22 protein-coding genes and 1 tRNA gene are annotated in these 22,635 nt (G+C 41.2%); 13 read left to right on the forward strand and 10 right to left on the reverse strand.

Annotation, left to right across the window (positions count from 1 at the left end; translation table 11 throughout):
• Positions 1–101: 101 nt before the first annotated feature.
• Positions 102–1,964, forward strand: a complete 1,863-nt coding sequence (gene mnmG / locus SNE26_RS23265) for a tRNA uridine-5-carboxymethylaminomethyl(34) synthesis enzyme MnmG (RefSeq protein ID WP_321556258.1) — start codon at positions 102–104, stop codon at positions 1,962–1,964.
• 115 nt (positions 1,965–2,079) lie between these two features.
• Entirely contained in the window at positions 2,080–3,720 is a 1,641-nt protein-coding gene (locus SNE26_RS23270) for an Ig-like domain-containing protein (RefSeq protein ID WP_321556259.1), read from the forward strand.
• Here the strand turns inward: SNE26_RS23270 and SNE26_RS23275 are convergent.
• Positions 3,710–4,222, reverse strand: a complete 513-nt coding sequence (locus tag SNE26_RS23275) for a gamma carbonic anhydrase family protein (RefSeq protein ID WP_321556260.1) — start codon at positions 4,220–4,222, stop codon at positions 3,710–3,712. The two genes, SNE26_RS23270 and SNE26_RS23275, sit on opposite strands and share 11 nt — an antisense overlap.
• A gap of 78 nt (positions 4,223–4,300) precedes the next feature.
• On the opposite strand from SNE26_RS23275, the gene SNE26_RS23280 reads away from it, so the two are divergent.
• A tRNA-Gly gene (locus SNE26_RS23280) sits at positions 4,301–4,373 on the forward strand.
• Positions 4,374–4,509: 136 nt separating this feature from the next.
• Here SNE26_RS23280 and nadB read toward each other — a convergent pair.
• Positions 4,510–6,102: an L-aspartate oxidase gene (gene nadB, locus SNE26_RS23285; RefSeq protein ID WP_321556261.1), complete on the reverse strand. Its 1,593-nt coding sequence runs from the start codon at positions 6,100–6,102 to the stop codon at positions 4,510–4,512.
• A 408-nt stretch (positions 6,103–6,510) separates the two neighbouring features.
• Between nadB and nadA the strand changes: the two genes are divergently transcribed.
• The 3 genes from nadA to SNE26_RS23300 all read left to right on the forward strand — a co-directional run bounded on the left by nadA (position 6,511) and on the right by SNE26_RS23300 (position 9,444).
• Complete coding sequence (nadA, locus tag SNE26_RS23290) at positions 6,511–7,503, forward strand: quinolinate synthase NadA (protein WP_321556262.1); 993 nt, start codon at positions 6,511–6,513, stop codon at positions 7,501–7,503.
• 448 nt (positions 7,504–7,951) lie between these two features.
• The gene (gene thiL, locus SNE26_RS23295; RefSeq protein WP_321556263.1) at positions 7,952–8,998 is read left to right on the forward strand and encodes a thiamine-phosphate kinase; all 1,047 of its coding nucleotides are present in this window, start codon (positions 7,952–7,954) and stop codon (positions 8,996–8,998) included.
• Positions 8,998–9,444, forward strand: a complete 447-nt coding sequence (locus tag SNE26_RS23300) for a hypothetical protein (protein ID WP_321556264.1) — start codon at positions 8,998–9,000, stop codon at positions 9,442–9,444. The genes thiL and SNE26_RS23300 overlap by 1 nt, the downstream gene beginning before the upstream one ends.
• 72 nt (positions 9,445–9,516) lie before the next feature.
• Here SNE26_RS23300 and SNE26_RS23305 read toward each other — a convergent pair whose 3' ends face one another.
• The 4 genes from SNE26_RS23305 to SNE26_RS23320 all read right to left on the reverse strand — a co-directional run bounded on the left by SNE26_RS23305 (position 9,517) and on the right by SNE26_RS23320 (position 13,514).
• Positions 9,517–10,269 (reverse strand): hypothetical protein, encoded by a 753-nt coding sequence (locus tag SNE26_RS23305; RefSeq protein WP_321556265.1) that lies wholly within the window; start codon positions 10,267–10,269, stop codon positions 9,517–9,519.
• A gap of 23 nt (positions 10,270–10,292) precedes the next feature.
• Positions 10,293–11,663: a DNA recombination protein RmuC gene (gene rmuC, locus SNE26_RS23310; protein WP_321556266.1), complete on the reverse strand. Its 1,371-nt coding sequence runs from the start codon at positions 11,661–11,663 to the stop codon at positions 10,293–10,295.
• Between the two features lie 78 nt (positions 11,664–11,741).
• Positions 11,742–13,169 (reverse strand): DUF4932 domain-containing protein, encoded by a 1,428-nt coding sequence (locus tag SNE26_RS23315; protein ID WP_321556267.1) that lies wholly within the window; start codon positions 13,167–13,169, stop codon positions 11,742–11,744.
• A 117-nt stretch (positions 13,170–13,286) separates the two neighbouring features.
• Positions 13,287–13,514 (reverse strand): hypothetical protein, encoded by a 228-nt coding sequence (locus tag SNE26_RS23320; RefSeq protein ID WP_321556268.1) that lies wholly within the window; start codon positions 13,512–13,514, stop codon positions 13,287–13,289.
• A gap of 100 nt (positions 13,515–13,614) precedes the next feature.
• Between SNE26_RS23320 and SNE26_RS23325 the strand changes: the two genes are divergently transcribed.
• Entirely contained in the window at positions 13,615–13,992 is a 378-nt protein-coding gene (locus SNE26_RS23325; RefSeq protein WP_321556269.1) for a hypothetical protein, read from the forward strand.
• Positions 13,993–13,998: 6 nt separating this feature from the next.
• On the opposite strand, the gene SNE26_RS23330 is transcribed toward SNE26_RS23325, so the two are convergent.
• From SNE26_RS23330 to SNE26_RS23340, 3 genes are read right to left on the reverse strand one after another with little or no spacing between them, the layout of a single operon-like run.
• Complete coding sequence (locus SNE26_RS23330) at positions 13,999–14,481, reverse strand: gliding motility lipoprotein GldH (protein WP_321556270.1); 483 nt, start codon at positions 14,479–14,481, stop codon at positions 13,999–14,001.
• On the reverse strand, positions 14,478–15,971 hold the full coding sequence (ricT, locus tag SNE26_RS23335) for a regulatory iron-sulfur-containing complex subunit RicT (protein ID WP_321556271.1): 1,494 nt from the start codon (positions 15,969–15,971) through the stop codon (positions 14,478–14,480). The genes SNE26_RS23330 and ricT overlap by 4 nt, the downstream gene beginning before the upstream one ends.
• Before the next feature lie 2 nt (positions 15,972–15,973).
• Positions 15,974–17,119, reverse strand: a complete 1,146-nt coding sequence (locus SNE26_RS23340; protein ID WP_321556272.1) for a hypothetical protein — start codon at positions 17,117–17,119, stop codon at positions 15,974–15,976.
• A gap of 173 nt (positions 17,120–17,292) precedes the next feature.
• On the opposite strand from SNE26_RS23340, the gene ruvX reads away from it, so the two are divergent.
• Complete coding sequence (gene ruvX / locus SNE26_RS23345; protein ID WP_321556273.1) at positions 17,293–17,703, forward strand: Holliday junction resolvase RuvX; 411 nt, start codon at positions 17,293–17,295, stop codon at positions 17,701–17,703.
• Between the two features lie 84 nt (positions 17,704–17,787).
• On the opposite strand, the gene SNE26_RS23350 is transcribed toward ruvX, so the two are convergent.
• Positions 17,788–18,060: a GxxExxY protein gene (locus SNE26_RS23350; RefSeq protein WP_321556274.1), complete on the reverse strand. Its 273-nt coding sequence runs from the start codon at positions 18,058–18,060 to the stop codon at positions 17,788–17,790.
• A 263-nt stretch (positions 18,061–18,323) separates the two neighbouring features.
• On the opposite strand from SNE26_RS23350, the gene SNE26_RS23355 reads away from it, so the two are divergent.
• From SNE26_RS23355 to SNE26_RS23375, 5 genes are all read left to right on the forward strand, one after another.
• Positions 18,324–18,962, forward strand: coding sequence for an O-methyltransferase (locus tag SNE26_RS23355; protein ID WP_321556275.1), 639 nt, complete (start codon positions 18,324–18,326; stop codon positions 18,960–18,962).
• Between the two features lie 3 nt (positions 18,963–18,965).
• Positions 18,966–19,502, forward strand: a complete 537-nt coding sequence (locus tag SNE26_RS23360; protein WP_321556276.1) for a glucosaminidase domain-containing protein — start codon at positions 18,966–18,968, stop codon at positions 19,500–19,502.
• 61 nt (positions 19,503–19,563) lie between these two features.
• Positions 19,564–20,400 (forward strand): glucosaminidase domain-containing protein, encoded by an 837-nt coding sequence (locus tag SNE26_RS23365; protein WP_321556277.1) that lies wholly within the window; start codon positions 19,564–19,566, stop codon positions 20,398–20,400.
• A gap of 128 nt (positions 20,401–20,528) precedes the next feature.
• Positions 20,529–21,338 carry a hypothetical protein gene (locus SNE26_RS23370; RefSeq protein ID WP_321556278.1) on the forward strand — a complete coding sequence of 270 codons (810 nt, stop codon included), beginning with the start codon at positions 20,529–20,531 and terminating at the stop codon, positions 21,336–21,338.
• A 146-nt stretch (positions 21,339–21,484) separates the two neighbouring features.
• Entirely contained in the window at positions 21,485–22,507 is a 1,023-nt protein-coding gene (locus SNE26_RS23375) for a DUF3078 domain-containing protein (protein ID WP_321556279.1), read from the forward strand.
• Positions 22,508–22,635: the final 128 nt, after the last annotated feature.

Below are 22,635 nucleotides of genomic sequence, written 5' to 3' on the forward strand. Positions count from 1 at the left end.
GTTCCACAAGGAAACAGATCTTGAATTGAACCCGCAATAAGTCAACTTTAGACTTAAAACTTACGACTCAAGACCTGCCCGAAGGGAACAAGGAGGATAAAATGTTTAAGAAATATAATGTAATAGTAGTAGGTGCCGGGCACGCAGGCTGTGAAGCTGCTGCTGCCGCTGCTAACTTAGGTTCGTCAGTTTTACTGATAACCATGAATATGGGCACCATTGCACAGATGAGCTGCAACCCCGCAATGGGCGGCGTTGCCAAGGGGCAAATAGTGCGTGAGATAGATGCTTTAGGTGGATATTCGGGCATTATAACTGACAAAACATCCATCCAGTTCAGGATGCTTAATCAATCAAAAGGTCCGGCAATGTGGAGCCCACGTGCTCAAAGCGACCGCATGAGGTTTGCCGAAGAATGGCGCTTAGCATTAGAACGTACCCCAAATGTTGATTTTTGGCAGGATACAGTTACCTCCCTTCTGGTAAAAAACAATACAATTGCAGGAGTGCGTACCTCTATAGGTATCGAAATTGAAGCGGATGCTGTGGTATTAACCAACGGCACTTTTTTAAACGGACTAATCCATATAGGCGAAAAAAGATTTGGCGGAGGCCGTACAGGCGAAAAAGCTGCCACCGGTTTAACCGAACAATTGGTTGAATTAGGCTTTGAAGCAGGCAGGATGAAAACCGGCACCCCACCCCGTGTGGATGGCCGCAGCCTTAACTACACCCTAATGGAAGAGCAATGGGGCGACCCGGTAAGAGGAAAATTTTCTTTTACTGATGTACCTTTTATTGAAGAACAACGCTGCTGCTGGATTACCTATACTAATACCGATGTACACGAAACTTTGAAAGAAGGCTTTGAAAAATCGCCGATGTTTACCGGCCGGATCAAAGGTTTAGGTCCGCGTTATTGCCCCTCAATTGAAGATAAAATTAACCGTTTTGCAGAGCGGGACCGTCACCAGATTTTTGTTGAACCGGAAGGATTAAATACAGTCGAGATCTATGTTAACGGTTTTTCTACCTCACTGCCTGAAGATGTACAGTACAAAGCGCTCACCAAAATACCGGGCTTTGAAAAGGCAAAAATGTTCAGACCTGGTTATGCTATTGAGTACGATTTCTTCCCTCCTACACAATTAGGTTTAACCTTAGAAACTAAACAGATCAGCAACCTTTACTTCGCCGGGCAGATCAATGGTACTACAGGATATGAAGAAGCAGCCTCACAAGGTTTCATCGCGGGGATCAATGCACACCAAAAAATTAACGATAAATATGAACTGATCCTGAAAAGATCAGAGTCATACATCGGTGTTTTGATCGATGACCTGGTAACTAAAGGCACCGAAGAACCATACCGCATGTTCACCTCAAGGGCCGAACACCGCTTGCTATTGCGCCAGGATAATGCCGATATCAGGCTCTCTCCTATGGGTCATGAATTAGGATTGATCAGCGATGAGCGTTTAGAAAAGGTAAATCAGAAAATAAAAAATTCTGATGATATTGTAGCTTATACCAAAAGTAAATCTATTGATCCATCATCAGTAAACAGCCTGATGGAAGAATTAGGTACGAGCGCGCTTGCTCAAAGTACCAAACTGTTTAATTTGTTAAGCAGGCCCCAGGTTGGTTTCAATGACTTGAAAACTGCCGATACCGCTTTAGCCGAATTATTATCATCCTATGATAAAGAAACTATTGAACAGGCTGAAATAAAAATCAAATATGAGAGTTATTTCATCAAGGAAATGGAGATAGTTGACCGGATGAAAAAAATGGAAGACCGCGAGATCAATCCAAATTTTGATTATCATACTTTGGTATCGCTATCCAAAGAAGCACGCGAAAAATTGATGAGGATAAAACCACGCACTTTAGGCCAGGCCTCACGAATTTCAGGCGTTTCACCATCTGATATTTCAGTTTTGATGGTTCATGTATCGAGATAACACGTAAATATCTGATAATTAATTAATTATAAAAAGTCCTTTAAAATCAATTATTTTTAATTTTTAATAGTACTTCTCATAAAAACATAAAAATCGCTTATATCGCCTAAAAACTATGTTAAATACAAAAACGGCCATTTTTACCAAAAATTCAATACTGATTTTTATCGTTTTATTCATTTTTGGATGCGCAGCCCAACAACCACCGCAAGGAGGGCCGCGCGACCAGACTCCGCCCAAATTGGTGAAGGCAATTCCTGGAAATAAAACCCGTAATTTTGCGGCCAAACAAATCGACCTGGAATTTGATGAGTTTATCAAACTCACCAATGCTTACCAGGAGATCAGCATGAGCCCGGCTATGGAAAAGCAACCGGAGTACTCATCAAACAAAAGAAAATTAAAAGTTGAGTTTAAAGATACTCTTCAAAAAAATACTACCTATGTTATTAATTTTGGAAAGTCGATACAAGACGTTAATGAAAGTAACATCCTGAAAAATTTCACTTACGTTTTTTCGACAGGTAACCACATCGACTCCCTGAGTATTACCGGGTCGGTGACTAATACCCTCACCCAGGAAAAAGAAAAAGATGTACTGGTATTTATTTTCCCGGTAAAGCAGGACACACTCTTCGGAAAAAAGAAGCCATCTATTTTCGCCCTCACCGATTCATCGGGAAATTTCGCTTTAAATAATTTGCGTGAAGACGACTATCGCATTTATGCATTAAAAGAAGCAAGCCCGGATAAAATTTTTAACCGTGATGATGAACTGATCGCATTTCTCAAAAAGCCGATTCATTTAAGAGCCGATACCTCAAACATTCAGCTCAACCTGTTCAAGCAGGATCCGGAAAAATTCAGGGTATCCGAAAAACGTTTTGACAGCGATGGAAAATTACTGTTGGTGTTTAATAAAGGCTTAACGCAACCTGCCATCAAAATTATTTACCCATCGGATGTAGATAACAGGAAACAGGTATCATTTTCGCGTACAAAAGATACCGCCTCTGTTTATTTACGTAATATGAACTTTGACTCGGTACGTGTTGCGATATTTGACAAGGGTAAGCCCATTGATACTATCTATCAATTAAAGCGTAAAAACGAAAGCTTTACCCGCACGGTAACAGCAGCCTACAATATTGGTAACGACAGCAAATTGAAGCCAGGGGGTAACCTTGTAATTACCGCAAGTATCCCTATCGAAAACTTCGATCAATCTCAAATTACATTGAACGAAGATTCGGTTGCTACAAGCGATTATACTTTACAAAAAGATACAGGGAACTATAAACTGCTCAATTTAAAATATCGGTGGCGCGAAACCAGCAAATATGAATTGATACTTAATGAAGGCGCATTGACGGATATTTATGGCGATAAAAACAAACGCCTTTCAAAAAAATTCCAGATCAACAAGCTGGATAATTATAGCCAGCTCACAGTAAAACTAACTGTGCCCGACACGGCTAAAGCATATGTAGTTGAGTTGCTGAGTGAAGACAAGAAACTGATTCAAAGTGATCCGATCACCAAAAGTACTTCATTGGTGTACAAAGGGATCCTGGCCGCCAAATACTACGTGAGGATCATTTACGATGAAAATAAAAACGGCAAATGGGATAGCGGGAACGTAAGATTGAAGCGACAACCCGAAAATATCTGGCTAAATGAAAAACTCATTACCCTAAGGCCGAACTGGGAAGCTGAAGAACCGGTCACGATCCCCAAAGAAAAGGTTACTCCTTAAACCAGCCCGAATACATGATGTAATTTTGAGGCAGCTGCTTCAACATAGCCCTTTGCTCATCGGTAAGGGGCTTTATTTTTTTTGCAGGGATGCCGGCATATAAATAGCCCGACTCACATATCGTATTTTCCAACACTACAGCACCTGCAGCAATGATCACAAACTCGTTTACAACCGCGTGATCCATTACAATAGCGCCCATCCCTACCAAAGTATGGTCATGCAAAGTACAGCCGTGTACGAGCGCATTATGCCCTATAGATACATTACTACCAATGTTTGTTGGCGCTTTTAAATAAGTAGCATGAATAACGGCACCATCCTGGACATTAGTATTATTACCAATTTTAATATAATGTACATCGCCCCGGATCACGGCATTAAACCATACAGAACAATTATCGCCCATTACCACATCCCCTACTATGGTACAATTTTCGGCAATAAAACAATCATTGCCCCAAACCGGGCTTTTATCTTTAACAGGTAGTATTAACGGCATGGCTTAATCAATTAGTGAATTATTGATTTAGTGAATTAGCGATTTAAATAATTTTCTTTATGTTTGAATGCTATATAAGCGAAAATAGCTCAGTCGGTAGAGCGTCAGTTTCCCAAACTGAAGGCCGCGGGTTCGAATCCCGTTTTTCGCTCACTTAAAAATTTTCTTAAACAATCGTCATTGCGAGGTACGAAGCAATCCCAAATAAGCAGAGTAGCTATGCAAGTTCCTCTGTATAGCTTGGGATTGCTTCGTACCTCGCAATGACGTGGCTGTCATTTTTATTATTAAAACACCGTATCCTGCACCTGCTCAGCATGCTCCGGATAATCAGTAGTATAATGTAATCCCCTGCTTTCTTTACGTAACATGGCCGATTTTACTACAATAAACGATACCTGGATCAGGTTACGCAGCTCGCATAGTTTAACAGAAAGCTTTGTTTTTTTATAAAAATCTTCCGTTTCCTCGTACAACAACTTTAACCTGCGCAAAGCTCTTTCCAACCTGAAATCTGAACGTACAATTCCCACATAGTCATTCATCAGCTTCTGCATTTCGCGCACGTTGTGGGTAACCAGGATGTCTTCGTTTGACAGCTGTACACCCTTCTCATCCCAATCCGGGATATTATCAGGGATCACATTATTTTCGAAGCTCTTGATTGCATCCTCATAGATTCTATGCGCGAAAACCAAAGCCTCCAATAGAGAATTTGAAGCCAAACGATTAGCACCATGCAGACCTGTTGATGAACATTCGCCGCAGGCATACAACCTTAATATAGATGACTGGCCAACATGATCAACCAAAATACCGCCACACATATAATGACAGGCAGGCGCAACGGGGATCATATCCTTGGTCATATCAATCCCAATCTCCAAACATTTAGCATAAATATTAGGAAAATGGTTCAGGATATCTTTTTTACTGCGGTGCCTTACATCTAAATAAACAAAATCTTCACCCGATTTTTTGATCTCGGCATCAATAGCCCTTGCAGTAATATCACGGGGCGCTAATGATTTACGCTCATCATATTCGTGCATAAATTCCTCGCCGTTGGTACGTTTCAAAACGCCGCCAAAACCGCGCACGGCTTCAGATATTAAAAATGACGGATACTCGCCCGGGTTATATAATGCTGTTGGATGGAATTGCATGAACTCCATATTACGTACTTTACCTTTAGCACGATATACCATGGCAATGCCATCACCGGTGGCAATGGTTGGGTTAGTAGTAACTGCATAAATATGTCCCGCCCCACCTGCCGCCATCACCGTCACTTTAGATAAGATTTTCTCTACAATCTTGGTTTCGGTATTAAAGGCGTAAATCCCAAAACAGGTAATATCGGTACTTGATTTACCTACCAGCTCGCCCAAATGGTGCTGAGTGATCAAATCAACTGCAAAATAATGCGTAAGTATCTCAATATTAGGGTTTTTATGAATTTCCTCCAATAGCGAACGCTCTATTTCCCAGCCAGTTACATCTTTATAATGTAATACGCGAAACTCTGAATGCCCACCCTCTTTGGCCAGGTCATAAACACCTTCGTTTGTCTTATCGAAATTGGTTCCGTAATCAATTATTTCATTGATCCGCTCGGGGCCCTCCTTAACAACAGCTTCAACAACTTCATGGTCGCAAAGCCCATCACCACTTATTAAGGTGTCCTGGATATGTTTTTCAAAAGAATCTTCTTTTTTATCCACAACCACCGCAACGCCTCCCTGGGCATATTTGGTGTTGGATTCGTCTTCGTTCGATTTTGTAACTATCAGAACCTTACCATGCTTGGCTGCTTTGAGCGCGAAGCTTAATCCGGCAATGCCTGAACCCACTACAAGGAAATCAACAGTTCGAGTCATATATTATACGAAATGTGTGTAAAAGTAGTACTAATGTTAATAACAGCTGTAAAACCTGTTAAGTTTATGTAAACAAAAAGTGAAAAATAGTTTACAGTGTGTATAACTCGCTTTCTCATGCCGAATATCAATATTTTTTGAGCGACTTTTACGACACTTTAGTCATAAAGCTAACATTTTGTAAACCCTGAAAATATTAACATAAAACTTTTTCAAATAAAAATTGATTGTCATACATATCTAAAAATCAGTAAGCTGAATAGTGGAAAAGTGTTTATATGTGTTAATAAATTGTAAAAACTAATTTTAAAAAGAAAAATTACTCCGACTTTTGCACATTACCAACACCCTAATAAACAATAGTTTTATTTTATTTAAAAAGTAGTTGTTATTAATTGAATTGTGGAAATGAATACCTTCGAAGAAATAAATCTGAAAGGATACGTGGATGAAGAAATTGATCCGACGCTTGATCTTTTCGCTGAAATTGAAAAATTAAAAAAGCAAAAGAACGCGGTGATCCTGGCGCATTACTACCAGGATGGGGATATACAGGATATTGCCGATTACATTGGCGATAGTTTGGGATTATCTCAACAAGCCGCTAAAACGGATGCCGACATTATTGTTTTTGCAGGTGTGCATTTCATGGCCGAAACAGCTAAGATCCTGTCGCCAACAAAGAAGGTTTTACTGCCAGACGTAAAGGCAGGATGTTCATTAGCAGATAGTTGTCCGCCACATTTGTTTAAAAAATTTAAGGAAAACTACCCTGATCACCTGGTGATCACTTATGTAAACTGCACAGCCGAACTGAAAGCTTTAAGCGATATTGTTTGCACATCGAGCAACGCGGTACAGATTGTGGAGAGCCTGCCTAAGGATCAGAAGATCATCTTCGGGCCCGATAAAAATCTTGGCGCGTATGTAGCCAAAAAAACAGGACGTGACCTGGTATTGTGGAATGGGGCCTGTATGGTTCACGAGATTTTTTCGAGAGAAAAGATCACTAAGCTGAAGGAAAGGCACCCGGGGGCTAAATTATTGGCACACCCTGAATGCGAGGATGTTATACTGGAAATGGCCGACTATATTGGTTCAACAACCGGAATTTTAAAATATGCCGGCAGTCACCAGGATAAGGAATTTATAGTAGCAACAGAGGCAGGTATTTTACACCAGATGCAAAAGGAAAACCCGGATAAAATATTTATTCCGGCGCCGCCAAACAATAATTGTGCTTGCAACGATTGCCCGCACATGAAGCGTAACACACTGGAAAAATTGTACCTGTGTTTAAAAAATGAGATGCCCGAGATAACTGTACCGGATCATATCATTGAAAAAGCAGTAAAGCCAATTGAACGGATGCTGGAAATTTCGGCACAGTTGGGATTATAGTTTTGGGATTTCACTGATTAGGGTGATTTCACCGATTTTTTGTTGGCGAAATGGCTTGGATTTGAAACTTATAAACCGGGTAAATGTGGAAAACCGGAGAGGCCGGGATTGAAGGTGTTTTTAGGATAAAATGCCTCCGAAGCGCTTGAAAGGCTGAAAATCTTAAAAAATTTTTCCGCCAAAGGCGGATATAATGGCCAAAGATTGCGGCCCTGAAAATGGAGTTATCCACATTGTTGTTAAAAAGTATAAAAGCCGAAGGGAAGCAGGAGTCGATATATTTGTCGTCCGTTTTTGGAGGTGAGCAAATTTGGGTGGTTATGTAAACCTAAATTGTAAAAAAATTTTCCCGCCTTCGGCGGAAGATGTAAAACCGGGTTGCGGCCCGAAAAGTGTAAATATATAAATTTAAAAGTCACCCCTTTAGGGGAGATTTAGAGTGGCTAATATGTTTGAAAATCAGGATAGAACCAATTTAGAGGAGCTTGGCGAATTTGGCCTTATCGGTCACCTCACAAAAAATATCAAGCTCAGCAACGAAAGCTCAAAAAAGGGGGTTGGCGATGATGCAGCCGTACTTGATTTTGCCGGTAAAAAAGTGCTGGTAAGTACCGATATGCTGTTGGAAGGGATCCATTTTGATTTGGCGTATACGCCGCTTAAACACTTGGGTTACAAAGCTATACAGGTAAACCTAAGTGATATTTATGCGATGAACGGCATAGCATCGCAGGTTACTGTGTCTATAGGCATGTCGAGTAAATTTCCGCTCGAAGCCATTGAGGAGCTTTACCAGGGGATTTATATCGCCTGTGAAAAATATAATGTAGACCTGATTGGAGGTGATACCACTTCATCAAAACAAGGACTGGTGATCAGCGTAACCTCTATCGGCTATGCTGATGAAGCTGATATCGTATACCGCGATGGTGCTGAGGAAGGTGATTTGATCTGCGTATCTGGTGACCTGGGCGGTGCTTATACCGGTTTACAGTTGCTTGAGCGCGAAAAGCTGATTTATATGGAAAACCCTAATATTCAGCCGGATCTGGAAGGGAAAGATTACATTGTTGAGCGCCAGTTAAAACCCGAAGCCCGTCGTGATGTGGTGGAATTGCTGAAAAGTATCGAGGTAAAACCAACCGCGATGATCGATGTATCCGACGGTTTGGCTTCGGAATTATTACACATCTGCAAGCAGAGCAACAAAGGCTGTAACCTGTACGAAGAAAAAATTCCGCTCGACCCGATGACTTTTGAAACTGCCCGCGAATTTAACCTCGACCCCACTATTTGTGCGCTGAGCGGTGGAGAAGATTACGAATTGTTGTTCACCGTTAAGCAGGCCGATTATGATAAGATCAAGTTTAAAATGGATATCACGATCATTGGCTACATCACCGAGCCATCGGCCGGTTGTAACCTGATCACCAAAAGCGGTACTGTACATGAATTGAAAGCCCAGGGCTGGAACGCGTTTAAAAAAGCTGAATAATGTTACAGGGTGCGTTTGATAAATTTTACCTCAACAATCATCCCGACGGTAAGCCACCGGTGATTTTTGTAAAGGGGATTTTATTGCTTTACCTGGGCTTGCTGATCCAAACGCTCAATAATTACCTGGATGGTTTTAATTTTTCGGCCATCTTGTTTATATTATTTGCTGTTGGATTTTTGATCTTCGTTACCGGAGAAGGAAAAAAATGGGCAAGGATTATTCTTTCGGTTTTGATACTGTTGAATGTATTTTTTCTGGGATCATCGTTATTGTATAGTTTTGGGGTTTTGCACGACAGCTCGGTTGCAAAAAAGGCTATCCAAATGCCGGTTTACCTCATCATTTTAACCTTCGCCGAAATCATTGTTGAGTTGTGGGGATGGGCGCTGATGTTTACCAAACAGGCAGATTGGTGGTTTAACAGAAAAAATAGTAATAGATAAAATAATTGGCATTATTTGTCCAAACTTGCATAGAATGGACAAGTGATAGTAGATTTAGAAAGTAAGTTATTTTTAGTAATATTCTATTTTTCTTTCTATGATCTCCAGCGGCTTGTCCGTTTTATCATACCTTACTATTTTCAAAAAGTTCCCTTTTTCGTCTTTATTGAAATATTTAAAAGTGCTAACGAATTTATAACCATCTGAATCAGAGATAACTTTTTCTACCAAATTATCTGCATTGTATGTCTGTGTTGTTTTATTCTTGATGGTGCCGCTTGAATCATACTCAGATAGTTCTTCAACTAATCCTTTATTATTTCGTTTATATACTATTTTTCTATCAATTTCGCCCGTTTTGTTATATGTTGTTTCGCTCGAAATAAGGTTATCTGTGTAGGTAAAGATTGTTTTCCCGAATAAAGCACCGTTATCATCAAAAATGTCGTATTCGCTTAACAAGCCATCGGCTGTGTATTTATAAAATCCATGTGGTTTCGATTTTTTTATATTTTTAATGGATATTTTCTGCCCTTTATCGTTGTATTGCATCTCATATATAGTATGGTCTGCTGCTGAACTATCTAAAGTGGACAACACTTCTTGATTGGTCATATTGCCATCCTTATTGTATTTTGAAGAAATAAGATATTGTTGTTTCTCCTTGTGGGCTTCGCCAAATTTTTCGGATGCGGAGAATTCAGTTTCAGTAAATTTAGAGATAGGTCCTTTTAAATCGTCTTTATCAAGATCATTTTTTAGTTTGCTATTTGAGCAAGAAATGAGACATATAATTACAGCCGATAATAATAGATTTGTTTTCATTTTATTGTGATATAGATTTGGTTTTAATCTTCGCTAAGATATTTAATATCTATCTGCTTATCTGCTTTGGCCCCTAATTTTTTAATTTTTTCGGCGGTAGTAGTAAGGTTGCCCCTACCCTCTGATAGTTTATTGACAGCATTGTTATAGGCCGATTGCGTTTGGTGAATGTTTTTACCGATACTATCCATATCGCCTAAAAAGCCAACAAATTTATCGTACATGTCGCCGCTTAAACGGGCTATTTCCAATACGTTACGGTTTTGGCGTTCCTGTTTCCACATACTGGCAATGGTGCGCAGCGTAGCCAGTAACGTCGATGGACTAACGATCACCACTTTCCTGTCCCAGGCATAATTAAACAGTTCGCCATCCAGCTGTACCGCTATACTGAAAGAGGATTCTATCGGCACAAAAAGCAACACAAAATCCGGCGAATTGATCTTATATAAATCATGATATTTTTTGGCAGAAAGACCGGCAACATGCCCGCGGATAGATTCGACATGGGTTTTGGCAAATAGTTTTCGGTCGTCCTCGGTATCGGCATTTACCAGTTTTTCATAAGCAATGAGTGAAACTTTGGAATCGATAATCAGGTGTTTTTCATCGGGCAGATCGATGATTACGTCAGGTTGATATCTTGTACCGTCGGTAGCCTGCATCGCGGCCTGGATGCGGTATTCCTGATCTTTAACAAGGCCTGAACGCTCTAATACCCGCTCCAAAATTACCTCGCCCCAATTGCCTTGTTTTTTGTTATCACCCTTAAGTGCTTTGGTTAGGTTTTGGGCCTCGTCGCTGATCTGTTTGTTGAGGTCCATCAGCTGGGTGATCACACCTTTCAGGGTGTTCCGCTCGGCCGCTTCCATGTTATAAACCTTTTCTACTTTATCCTCAAATGCCTTCAGGTTTTCCTTTAGTGGCGTGAGGATAACATCCAAATTGCTTCGGTTGATGTCAGTAAATTCTTTTGATTTTTCTTTAAGCAGTTTTTCGGCAACATTTTCAAATTCGCGCTGAAATTGCGTGCGGACCTGCTCTATCTCTGCTTTTTGTTCCTGCAGTTTCTCCTGCTGTGATTTATAATAAGCGCGGGCGCTTTCCAAGGATTGATTGGCCTGGGCCAGCTGGGTACGCTCGTATAAAAGTTCGTCGATAAGGCGGTTCTTTTCTTCCTTCAGAAAAGCAGTAATACTCTCTTTTTCAGTGGTTAACCCACTTGCTTTTTCTTCGGATTTGGCCAATGAAATTTTAAGCAGGTCATGCTCAGAACGGAGTTTGTTTAACTCATCCGCAGAGATTAGCTCGACCGCTTTTGGCTTTTTCAGAAATAAAAAAACAGCTATCAGCAGGATGATCAGGGATACAATTACTAATATGATATCAGTCATTTATTTGATAAAAATATTAGCAAAGTAAAGTATTAAAAACAACAAATACTAATAAATTAAACAAATAAAATAAACGAGTTAGGGAAGAACAATAGCTCCTGTTTTAAAACTCAAAGTATAGTTTTGTACGCCATAACCATCGCTTGTCCGCATCATACTACCGGCAATATTTATCTGGTATTCGGTGTTGGGTTTCAGTTCTACCTGCATAATTATACTTTTATTATCATTTGTAAAAGTAAATTTTACAGGTTTAGGATAATGGTCTTTTCCCTTTGCTCCCGGCCCAAAAAAATACCTTATACCATCCAGTTTTTTATCAAAATCAAATATGATCTCGGTTGTTTTATTACTTACCGTGGTATCATTGTTTTTGAAAGGCCTCACCGCGATAACCCGGGCGCAATGTTGTCGATAGTCGGCATCATAAAAACCTATGTGCGGTACTAACTTATTGTAAAAGTCAACAATAACGGGCATAAAACTTTCAAGTGTGGGATAGCTTTTTCTTTGTAATTGATATTTGCCCAATAGATTAACTAATGGTCGCATCCAAGCAAAGCCTCTGGCCAATTGCTGCTTCAACTCCTGTTCGGCCACCAATGTATCAGTATTATGAGTTTTCAGGTAACTGATCACCGATGCCCTTACCAAAGCTTCGTTCATCATGGTTTTCCAATCGCCATAAGCCAGTTTCCGCATTTTTGTACTTTCCTTTTCGTAGATGAGCGTACCTGCTCCTCTTAGTTGTTGTTCGTACTTATCTGTAAGGTAATTGATAAATGAATGGTTAAATTCGTGGATCAACGTGGGCAGATAAGATTCGCCATCATAAGTAGGTGCACCTTGCTCATCAAAGGTGCCAGAGCCAATAATGGCGTATACCTTTTTGGTTTGATCGTTTAAATTAACGTGCGGACCGTAATTTCCGCCGCCATTTCCAAGCCCTATTATGATATTGAAATTTTCGGCCGGGGCTTTACCGTAAAATTTATAGTACCAGTTTACATCCAGTTTTTTAAACAGAATATTAAAGCGGCTTTCAGCGACACTATAATCGGATAAGTGAGCCTGGAAAAATGCAGCGAAGTCTGCGTCTTTATAAAACTGCTTTAACAGGGCTGTAAATTTTGTAGCGCTTTCCTGGTTCCATCTTTTGTCGGGCAGGGAGACTGAAAAAGGGACAACCGGATCTAAAACAGGTGGTTCTTTAAGGTGAACTGTCATTGACATCACGGCATCGTAACTAATGCCGATACTGTCCCTTAGTTCACGGGCATATTTAATGAGCGGATGATCAATAAATTTATCAAAATGGCGGTGGATATCTGCTACGTATTTAACGTTGTCGGTTGTATTGTACTCTTCATTACCAGCTAAACGAAACACAATGCCCAACAATTCTACCCGCTCGTCAACCCGAGGTGTTGCAATAGTATTATTGGGTTGCGCCGATAATAATAAGGGAAATTTTATGATAAGTAAAAATAGGTTTAGGTATTTCATTTAATGTAGATATAAATGTTAAAGGCTACAAAAATCGATGTTCGCAAATGTAGACTGAATAACAGATTATAGGTTTAATTATACAATAACAAAAAAATATAATCCAATCGGCAAGTGTTAATGCACCGGATGCACAGCCGAATCGGTATCAGCGCCAAGCGTAGTGCTATCCGACGAATTAGATGTTGACACGCTATCGCGGAGTGTCATCGTTTTGGTTGAATCGGCAGGGTTGCCTTTAGCTGCGCTTGTATCGTTTTGACGGGTGGTATTTTTATCGCTGCTGTGACATGAAGTAAAAGCTATTGAAGCTGCTATAAAGGTAAGGATGATGAATTTTTTCATTGATGATATTTATGGTTTAACGTGAATGATGTGGTTCAGTTTTATGATTAGGATTTTGTTCGCTGGCATAAATTAAGGATATTCACAAATAAAACCAATTATGAAGCAGCTGATTTACGGAATACTAATAAGCATACTGTTAGCCTCGTGCTCAAAAAAGAGCACGGAACAGCCACCGCAACCCCATACTATAAAAGTTACGGTATCGGGCGCCGATGCGTTTAATGTTTCATTATCCGAATATAAAACGACGGATAGCAGCCCCAAAATTGTTGATGCGAAAGCTGTTGAAAAAGGATCATCATATAGCTATACAGCTACATTGAATCAAAACGACCAGGTAACCCTGCTTGTCACATCAGACGTATCCAATACCGTAACCTACAGAATTTACGATAATGATAAAATAGTGGTACAGGATACCGACAGGGAAGTGGTTACACACGGCTCGGTTACAGTAACTTATGATATCCCTTAGTATAAATTACTGTGCCTTCTCTACCCGTAAACCTACGTCGCTGATCTCATGCAGGGGGTTATCACGCATGTTTTGTTCAATTTGAAAACGGTAAACACCTTTTGCCGGGAAGTGATAATTTTTACGCAGCAGTACCTGGTAACTGTATAAATTACCCGATCCTTTGCCCAGCCATTCACCATCCGGGTTGGCCAGCTTTACTTCAAAACGCGTAGTATGTGTTTTTTTATCGGGGGTAATCTGGTAAACCAGCACGAAAATATTGGAGTATTTATAATTGCCGGTTACCCGTAAATTGAGGTATTGGTTGTAGGCTGCCTTTTCATCATCAACTTTAACATCAAAGTTTACGCGGTTAACGTACGACCAGTTATGGTCGGCAATTTCGGTGTTGGTATCAATGATGCTGTTAGGATCGGTACAGGACCCGGCAAGCATGGTTACCAAAAACAATGCTGCCGGGTAAATGATATTTAAAGCCCGTTTCATTCAGGTTTTGCCTGTTGATTATTGTTGTTATTATTATTCCGGTTTGGGCGGTTTGGCCTGCGGCGCCTGTTGTTATTACCGCTTCCTTCACCCTGTGGTTTTCCCTCGCCTTGCGGCCTTTGTTCACCCTGTGGCCTTGGTTCTCTTTGAGGTTTGGCTTCACCCGGTGGTCTGCCCTCTCCCTGGGGTTTGTTTTGCTGCGGAGGCCTGTTACCCTGTGGCCTGTTATTTTGTGGCTGACGGCTTCCTTCAGGACGCGGCTGCTGGGCCGGTTTTTCCTGCGGATTACCAAATCCCTGCTGAGGCTGCTGATTGGCAGGTTTGCCTTCGGCTTGTACCTGGCCTCCGGGTTTTTGGTTTTTATTGCGGTTTTTGTTCTTCTTTTTATTGTTATTGCGGCGCTCGTCGAGGCGGGTAAGGCTGTCCTGGCCAACTACGTTTTCGTAATCGAGTGCTTTTGCTACAGGTGTTTCAACTTCAACAATTTCGCCAAGGTCTTCAGGGATCACGCCATCTTTATTTTGCTGCTGGATCTCTTTAACCTTTTTTATAGGCAACGGAACCCATGATTCTTCGCCGGGGTAGCTAAACCACATCAGTTTTTTAAAGATATCGGTTTTTTGCAGGCGGGCATCCCCTTTTTGGGTTTTAAGCACGTTTACATTATCAGGGATGTATTTTAAGGCATCCATGTAAGTATCCAGCTCATAGTTAAGGCAGCATTTCAGCTTACCGCACTGGCCGGCAAGTTTCAATGTATTTAGCGAAAGGTTTTGATAACGGGCGGCCGAAGTAGATACGGTTTTAAAATCGGTAAGCCAGGTTGAACAGCACAGCTCACGACCGCATGAGCCTATCCCGCCTAAACGGCTTGCTTCCTGCCTCATGCCTATCTGCCTCATCTCAATACGGATGCGGAAGGTTTCGGCCATTTTCTTGATCAGTTCCCTGAAATCAACGCGGCCTTCGGCCGTATAATAAAAGGTGGCCTTGGTTTTATCGCCCTGGTAATCCACGTCGCTCAGCTTCATGCTCAGGTTAAGATCAAGTGCCAGCTTGCGCGATTTGTGCATGGTTTCCCATTCCATATCCTTTGCAGCTTTCCACTTGTCTACATCGGCAATGGTTGCTTTACGGTAGATCTTTTTAACTACATCGGCTTCCTTTACATGGCGTTTTACCATTTGCATCCGCACCAGTTCGCCGGTAAGCGAAACATGGCCGATATCATAGCCACCTGTGGTAGCTTCAACGGCAACCAGTTCGCCGGCTTCGAGGTAAATATTATCGTTGTTTAAATAAAACTCCTTGCGCGAGCCTTTAAACTTAACTTCAATAACCTGGAAAGGCTTATAGTTAGTAGGCATGTCCATGTGCGACAGCCAATCGTAAACATCTAATTTGCTGCAACCATTAGTAAGGCAACTGCCGTTACTTTTGCAGCCCGCAGGCGAACATCCGCCACCTGTTGAGCAACTTCCACATCCCATAATTAACTTGGCATATATTGATTCCCCGCAGGGACATTTTTATTAATTAGTATTTTAATAATTTGTAAAGATACATCTAAAAATAAGATTTTAGGATTAGCGTTTCGCTCCACATGATAATGCGCTTTTTCAAGCTCTTCAATAATCATTTGCGATTTGCCAATACTTAGCACGCCGCTCATTTTTTGAGCCGTATCCAGTTCCTTTGCCGGTAAATGTACCAGGCTACCCGCCCCCGCAATCAGTAAACAGCATTCGCGGATAAAGCTGGTACCGTAACGCAAAAAGTTTTTTTGGTTTTCGCGCCCCATTTTGGCAAACTGCTCCACAAAGGCCATTACCTCAATGCCCTTATTGCCAAAGCAATACCGTAGCCATTGTACAAACAGCTCATGGTAGCTTTTGTTATCCTGCTGCAGCATAGCCAGCGCCTCGGTCATGTTGCCGTTGCTTAAATAAGCAATTTCGGCAGCCGCCTCTTCTGTTTGGTGATGGGTATTTATTAAATGTTCTTTAATTTCATCGTACTCAAGCATCGGTATTTTCACCAGTTGCGTACGCGATAATATGGTATTCAGGATCTGATCCTGGTTTTGGGCTACTAATAAGAAGAGCGTATTGGGCTGGGGTTCTTCAATAATTTTTAACAGTGCATTCCCCTCTTTATCCAGGTATTCGGGCAACCAAAGGATCAGGATCTTATATTCCGATTCAAACGGCTTAAAGCTTAATTTCTTGATGATCTGGTGGCATTCGGCGATATTGATGTTGGCCTGTTTGTTTTCGGCATCGAGGTATCCGCGCCAGATATCCAGGCTTAAATATGGATTGGTAGTTAAAGCCCCGCGCCATTGCTCAATAAAAGTAAGGGCCGTATCATCCTTATGTTTTGCAAAGAAAGGGTAGGAAAAATGCAAGTCCGGATGCATCAGTTTCTGGTATTTCCGGCAGGAAGAACATACGCCGCATGAATCATCAGGCTGTTTATCTTCGCAGGATAGGTACTGGGCGTAGGCAACAGCAAGCGCGAGGCTGCCCGAACCCTCGGGGCCTAAAAATAATTGCGCATGGCTTACCCGGTTCTCAGTCACCGTGTTAAGCAATCGTTGCTTGGTTGCTGCCTGTCCTACTATTTCTTTAAACTGCATTTGGTGCAAAATAGTAATTAGATTTTAGATGTGAGATATGAGATGTGAGATTTGAGACAGGATAAATCGGGAAAGCGAATACTTTACAGTATGGTTATATGTTGAAAGTAAAGAAAAGGCCAACCAATCAAAAAATCTCGTATCTCATATCTCACATCTCATATCTTTACCAAATGAGAATAATGGCATTTGATTATGGCACCAAGCGTATCGGCATAGCAGTTACCGACCCTTTGCAGATCATCGCTACCGGGCTTGATAATATCCACCCCAATAATATCATCGAGTTTTTAAAAAAATACCTGCAAACTGAACAGGTGGAGCGCTTCATTGTAGGCGAACCAAAGCAGATGGACAATACCCCCTCGCAATCGGCTATTCACGTAAAAGGCTTTGTAAACCTGTTAAAGAAAACATTTCCGGAAGTGCCTATTGAAATGGTTGATGAGCGTTTTACCTCAAAAATGGCATCGGCAACTATCGCTCAAAGTGGCATGAACAAGAAACACCGGCAAAATAAGGAGTTGGTGGATACGATATCGGCAGTGATATTGTTGCAGAGCTGGATGGAAAGAAAGATTTGAACCATGATGCGCTTGATTAGAGGATTGCCTTGATAGAGGGTTGAACCTTGATTTTCCTGATTAGAGGATTGCGTGATATCTGCTTCAAATTAAGAGATTGTTGTTGTGGACACGTTTAAATTGTAAGCTTTTTGATCCGAAGTTTATTAGCAGGCCTATTTCCATTTTATAGGCTTCAAGATAATTCATGGCTTGTGCTAAGTGTACATCGTCAAGTAATATGATGGCTTTTATTTCTACCATGATCGATCCTTCAACAAAAAAATCTACTCGACGTTTTCCTATGTCAACCCCATCATAATAGATGATCATCTCGAGTTCCTGGGCAAATTTCAAATCAGCTTTTGCTAATTCCAAAGCTAATGCGCGCTGATAAATTAGTTCCTGGAAGCCATTACCCAGGTATTATGCACACGCATAGCGCAACCAATTATCTTCTCGGTTAGTTCTTTATGTTTCATGCTAAGGTTTAAATGAAGTTAAAAGTATAACATCATTTTTAAATTCCAAGCCCAACATCAGGAAATTCTCTGATCAAGCGCGCCATGGTTCAACCCTCTATCAAGGCCATCCTAAAATCCTAAAAATCAAGGTTCAAATTTTTGTTTATCTTTGCCGCCATGGATATTCTCCCTAATGCCTTACTGGCTTACTTAGATGACCATTGCGACCCGGAGCCGGAAGTGCTGCAAAAGCTCAACCGCGAAACGCATATCAAGGTGTTAAAACCTAACATGCTATCGGGACATTACCAGGGCCGTTTGCTTAGTTTTTTGAGCAAAATGGTGCAGCCTAAGCGCATCCTGGAGATAGGTACCTACACAGGCTACTCGGCTATTTGCCTGGCCGAAGGTTTGGCCGAAGGCGGCATCCTCCACACCATTGAAGTTAACCGCGAAATGGAGGAGATCATCACTTCACACCTTAAACTAACAAATGTTGAAAATAAAATAAAGCTGCATTTTGGGCCGGCAGAGGACATTATTGCTGATTTACAGGAAGATGTTTTTGATTTGGTGTTTATAGATGCCGATAAAAAGAATAATTATACTTACTTTGAATTAGTTTTTGACAAAGTCAGATCCGGAGGATTAATAATAATTGATAACGTTTTGTGGAAAGGAAAGGTGTACGGCGCCGAAAAAGATGCCGATACTGAAGGAATCCGCAAACTAAATGACCAGATAGCTGTTGATAGCAGGATAGAAAAATTGATCCTGCCGGTACGCGACGGGCTGCTGGTTATCAGAAAAAAATAAATTATGAAGAAAATCTTACTGATTACAACACTGTTGATTTCAACATTAGCTGCTTCAGCACAGAAAAATACCTCACAATCTTACATTGAAAAATTCAAAGATGATGCCATTAAGATCATGCACGAAACCGGGATTCCGGCAAGCATCGTTTTAGGTGTAGCCATGCACGAATCGGGCTGCGGCAACAGCACCATAGCACAAAACCTTAATAACCAGTTTGGAGTAAAAGGCGGAGGCAGTGTAGTTTTTATTAAACACAACAAAAAAGTTCGAAGCTCATACAAACGTTACGATTCGGTTTTTGATTCATTCCAGGATTTTGCCCGCATCATGACCGAACGCAAACAGTTTAGCCACCTGGCCGATGCGCTTACCCACTATGATTACAAAGGCTGGGCAAAGGGCATTCAGCATGCCGGTTATGCCAGCAGCCGTAAATGGGCTTCACAGGTTTTGGGCATTATTAACAAGTATAACCTGAATGATCTGGATGAAAACCCTGCAACCCAAACGCAGTTAGCAGATGCTCAGCAACAATAATTAAATTTATAAATCTTAATTTGGCCCCTATTTATATGCCTCATAATAAGATTTAAGCCTGATGCGAAAAATTATATACTTGTTCATTGCTGTAGTATGCTTCAGTTCATGCTCTGCCCGTAAAAAAACCACTACAGTATCAAACCGCGATGCCAAACGCAATAACAGCAATATCCAAAAGGCAAATAAGGATGCTATTGCCAATTACCGCTCATACAATTCATTAGAGTATATTGACCGTTTTAAGGCCATAGCTATCCAGGAAATGAACCAGTATGGCATCCCGGCCAGTATCACCCTGGCGCAGGGCTTATTTGAATCGGGTGCGGGCAATAGTGACCTGGCCAAATACGCCAACAACCACTTCGGCATAAAATGTACCAGCGACTGGACCGGCAAAAGTTATTATAAGGATGATGATAACGTGAACGATTGCTTTCGCGTTTATGATAACCCGGAAGATTCCTTCCGTGACCACTCGGCGTTTTTAAAACGTAAAAATTACGCTAAACTTTTTGAACTGGATAAAAATGATTACGAAGGCTGGGCCTATGGATTGAAAAAGGCAGGCTATGCCACAAACCCTAAATATCCGCAGCTGCTGATCAATATCATTGTAAAATATAACCTTGATCAGTATGACCGCCCCGAAGGCGAGATTGCCAAAATTAAACGGGAAGACCGTGTGTTATCACAGATCAATGATAGCATTGGCAAACCCGTTCAGGACACCCTTTCCAAAACCCCGCCCGACGATAAGATCTACACCGTAAAACAGGGCGATACACTATACAACATATCCAAACGTTTTGGAATAACTGTCGACGACCTTAAAGCGTTGAACAGCATGAGCGACAACGGCATAAAAATTGGCCAGAAGCTTGTAGTTGTTAAGTAGAATCAGAGGTAAGACAGCAAGAGCCAAGAATCAAGATAGAAAGAGATCAACTATCTTCGAATTGGTCTTGTATCTTGACTCCTGATATCTTGGCTCTGTCCTCGAAAGGTTAATTGTTGTTAAATTGTATGATCACCCGCCGCGCAACACGTATTTTTGGCTCCTCAATGAAATTGTGGATCCTTCTGATATGTTTTGCCCTGCCCGCAGCAAAGGTTTTTGCCCAGCAAAAAACTGTTGATGGGGTTGTGTTTGATAAAGACAGCAAAGACCGCATAGCCAAAGTAAACGTTCAGAATATCACCACCGGCAAATCCATTTACAATACCTTTAAAGGCGAATTTAAAATAGAGGCCCAGCCCGGCGATGTGCTCGTTTTTACAAAATCAGACCATCATCCCGATACTTTAAAGGTTCAAAATGCGGAATCGCTGGCCATATATATGAAACGCATGGCTATCCAGCTTAAGGAAGTTATTGTGCGTGATACCCTGCTTAACCCGCAAAAACGGCTGGCAGCAACTAAAAACGATTATACCAGGATCTTCGGGCCGCTTAATAACAAGGACCTGCTGAGCTTTGGGCCGGGAGGAGCAGGTTTAAGCATTGATGCGCTTTACAATTCCTTGAGCCGCAGCGGCCGCAATGCCGCCCGCCTGCGCGAAACTATTGAAAAAGATTACCAGCAAAACGTTATTGATTATCGTTTTAACCGTACCTATATTGGTGCAATAACCAACTTAAAGGATCAGCAGCTTACCGATTTTATGTTACGGTACCGTCCGGGCTACTATTTGGTGAAAACGGCAAGCGACTATGAATTTATTGCCTCCATTAAAACCAACCTCAACCGTTTTTTGAAATATAAAAAACGGCCGTATTCCCTTACTCCGCTTGTTACGCCCGATGACAGCAAGAAAGATCTTGGCCGCGAATAAGGCAGATAAACCTTAATACAAGATTCATTTTAATATCCAAAAATTCCAATATTTTTGTCCGAAAGCCGTTAACGAGACTAAACCCAAGAGCAACATTTTTGTTTATTGTAGGTAAAAAAGGAGATTTTTGCTTTAATTTGTTTACTATGTTAAAAACAAAACCGGGATTACTAATACTCGCATTATCAGTCACGTGTGTTTTATCAGTCAAAGCACAAACCGATACCCTGAAAAAAGATAGTGTTAAAATAGACACTGCGGTACTTAATAAATACCGGATAAATTCCCGCAAAAACGCCATCCCCACCCGTGTTCGCCCCATACAGATCCAGCGCGAAATGGTGCCCGTAACCATGCTTGATTATAAAGTAAATTACTGGAAAAAGATAATCACCTTTGGCCTGAACTTTAGCCAGTCGGCATTTAGCAGTAATTATGCAGCGGGTGGCGTAAGTGCGGTAGCATTAGGCTCAAACTTTATTTACCATACCGAATACAACAAGGCCCCGTTCAGTTATGTATCCGAGCTTAACCTTACCTACGGCGTATCAAAAAACAAAGGGCAGGGCAAACGCAAAACGCAGGACCGGATTTACTTTGATAATAAATTAGCCTCGCAGATTTCAACACACTGGTATTTTTTCGGTGCTTTAACCTTTGAGTCGCAATTTGATAAGGGCTTTAATTATATTGATAACGGAAACGGAACATTTACGCAGCAATATATCTCCAATTTCATGTCGCCGGGCTATTTAACCGAATCCGTCGGTTTTGAGTACAAGCCAACCAGTTATTTTGATTTACGTTTAGGTACCGGTACAGCCCGACAAACCTTTGTTTTGGATACTATAATCCATCAAAAACAACAGGATAATTATGGTGTACCAGTTGGCCATACTGTAAAAAACGATCTGGCGTTCCAGGTTGTTGCCCTGTTTGATAAGGATATCGCAAAAAACATCCACCTAAATACACGTTACGCGTTATTCATTCCATACGCCCAATCGCCAAAATTTATCACTCACCGTGTGGACTTAGTGCTTACTGCCAAGGTTAACAGGCTTATCAGTGCAACAGTTAACGGAACGCTGTTGTATGATAAACATACATCCGACAGTGCGCAGGGTTATGAGGGGATCGGGTTGGGAATGTTATACCGGTTCCCGTAATAGATTTAAAAAATATTATAACATTGGCAGGCTTCATAAATATGAGGCCTGTTTTTTTTATATAAACTTAGAATGGAATACAAGTTAATCTGCCAGAGAAATTGCTTTAAAAAGGAGGCTCCGTGGGA

It is taken from the genome of Mucilaginibacter sp. cycad4, from assembly GCF_034263275.1.
In the GTDB taxonomy this organism is placed as follows: Bacteria; Bacteroidota; Bacteroidia; order Sphingobacteriales; family Sphingobacteriaceae; genus Mucilaginibacter.

What these genes read in the sequence shown, in the direction of transcription:
- mnmG (WP_321556258.1), top strand. Translation starts at nt 102, where the DNA reads ATGTTTAAGAAATATAATGTAATAGTAGTAGGTGCCGGGCACGCAGGC.
- SNE26_RS23270 (WP_321556259.1), top strand. Translation starts at nt 2,080, where the DNA reads ATGTTAAATACAAAAACGGCCATTTTTACCAAAAATTCAATACTGATT.
- SNE26_RS23275 (WP_321556260.1), bottom strand. Translation starts at nt 4,222, where the DNA reads ATGCCGTTAATACTACCTGTTAAAGATAAAAGCCCGGTTTGGGGCAAT.
- nadB (WP_321556261.1), bottom strand. Translation starts at nt 6,102, where the DNA reads ATGACTCGAACTGTTGATTTCCTTGTAGTGGGTTCAGGCATTGCCGGA.
- nadA (WP_321556262.1), top strand. Translation starts at nt 6,511, where the DNA reads ATGAATACCTTCGAAGAAATAAATCTGAAAGGATACGTGGATGAAGAA.
- thiL (WP_321556263.1), top strand. Translation starts at nt 7,952, where the DNA reads ATGTTTGAAAATCAGGATAGAACCAATTTAGAGGAGCTTGGCGAATTT.
- SNE26_RS23300 (WP_321556264.1), top strand. Translation starts at nt 8,998, where the DNA reads ATGTTACAGGGTGCGTTTGATAAATTTTACCTCAACAATCATCCCGAC.
- SNE26_RS23305 (WP_321556265.1), bottom strand. Translation starts at nt 10,269, where the DNA reads ATGAAAACAAATCTATTATTATCGGCTGTAATTATATGTCTCATTTCT.
- rmuC (WP_321556266.1), bottom strand. Translation starts at nt 11,663, where the DNA reads ATGACTGATATCATATTAGTAATTGTATCCCTGATCATCCTGCTGATA.
- SNE26_RS23315 (WP_321556267.1), bottom strand. Translation starts at nt 13,169, where the DNA reads ATGAAATACCTAAACCTATTTTTACTTATCATAAAATTTCCCTTATTA.
- SNE26_RS23320 (WP_321556268.1), bottom strand. Translation starts at nt 13,514, where the DNA reads ATGAAAAAATTCATCATCCTTACCTTTATAGCAGCTTCAATAGCTTTT.
- SNE26_RS23325 (WP_321556269.1), top strand. Translation starts at nt 13,615, where the DNA reads ATGAAGCAGCTGATTTACGGAATACTAATAAGCATACTGTTAGCCTCG.
- SNE26_RS23330 (WP_321556270.1), bottom strand. Translation starts at nt 14,481, where the DNA reads ATGAAACGGGCTTTAAATATCATTTACCCGGCAGCATTGTTTTTGGTA.
- ricT (WP_321556271.1), bottom strand. Translation starts at nt 15,971, where the DNA reads ATGGGATGTGGAAGTTGCTCAACAGGTGGCGGATGTTCGCCTGCGGGC.
- SNE26_RS23340 (WP_321556272.1), bottom strand. Translation starts at nt 17,119, where the DNA reads ATGCAGTTTAAAGAAATAGTAGGACAGGCAGCAACCAAGCAACGATTG.
- ruvX (WP_321556273.1), top strand. Translation starts at nt 17,293, where the DNA reads ATGAGAATAATGGCATTTGATTATGGCACCAAGCGTATCGGCATAGCA.
- SNE26_RS23355 (WP_321556275.1), top strand. Translation starts at nt 18,324, where the DNA reads ATGGATATTCTCCCTAATGCCTTACTGGCTTACTTAGATGACCATTGC.
- SNE26_RS23360 (WP_321556276.1), top strand. Translation starts at nt 18,966, where the DNA reads ATGAAGAAAATCTTACTGATTACAACACTGTTGATTTCAACATTAGCT.
- SNE26_RS23365 (WP_321556277.1), top strand. Translation starts at nt 19,564, where the DNA reads ATGCGAAAAATTATATACTTGTTCATTGCTGTAGTATGCTTCAGTTCA.
- SNE26_RS23370 (WP_321556278.1), top strand. Translation starts at nt 20,529, where the DNA reads ATGATCACCCGCCGCGCAACACGTATTTTTGGCTCCTCAATGAAATTG.
- SNE26_RS23375 (WP_321556279.1), top strand. Translation starts at nt 21,485, where the DNA reads ATGTTAAAAACAAAACCGGGATTACTAATACTCGCATTATCAGTCACG.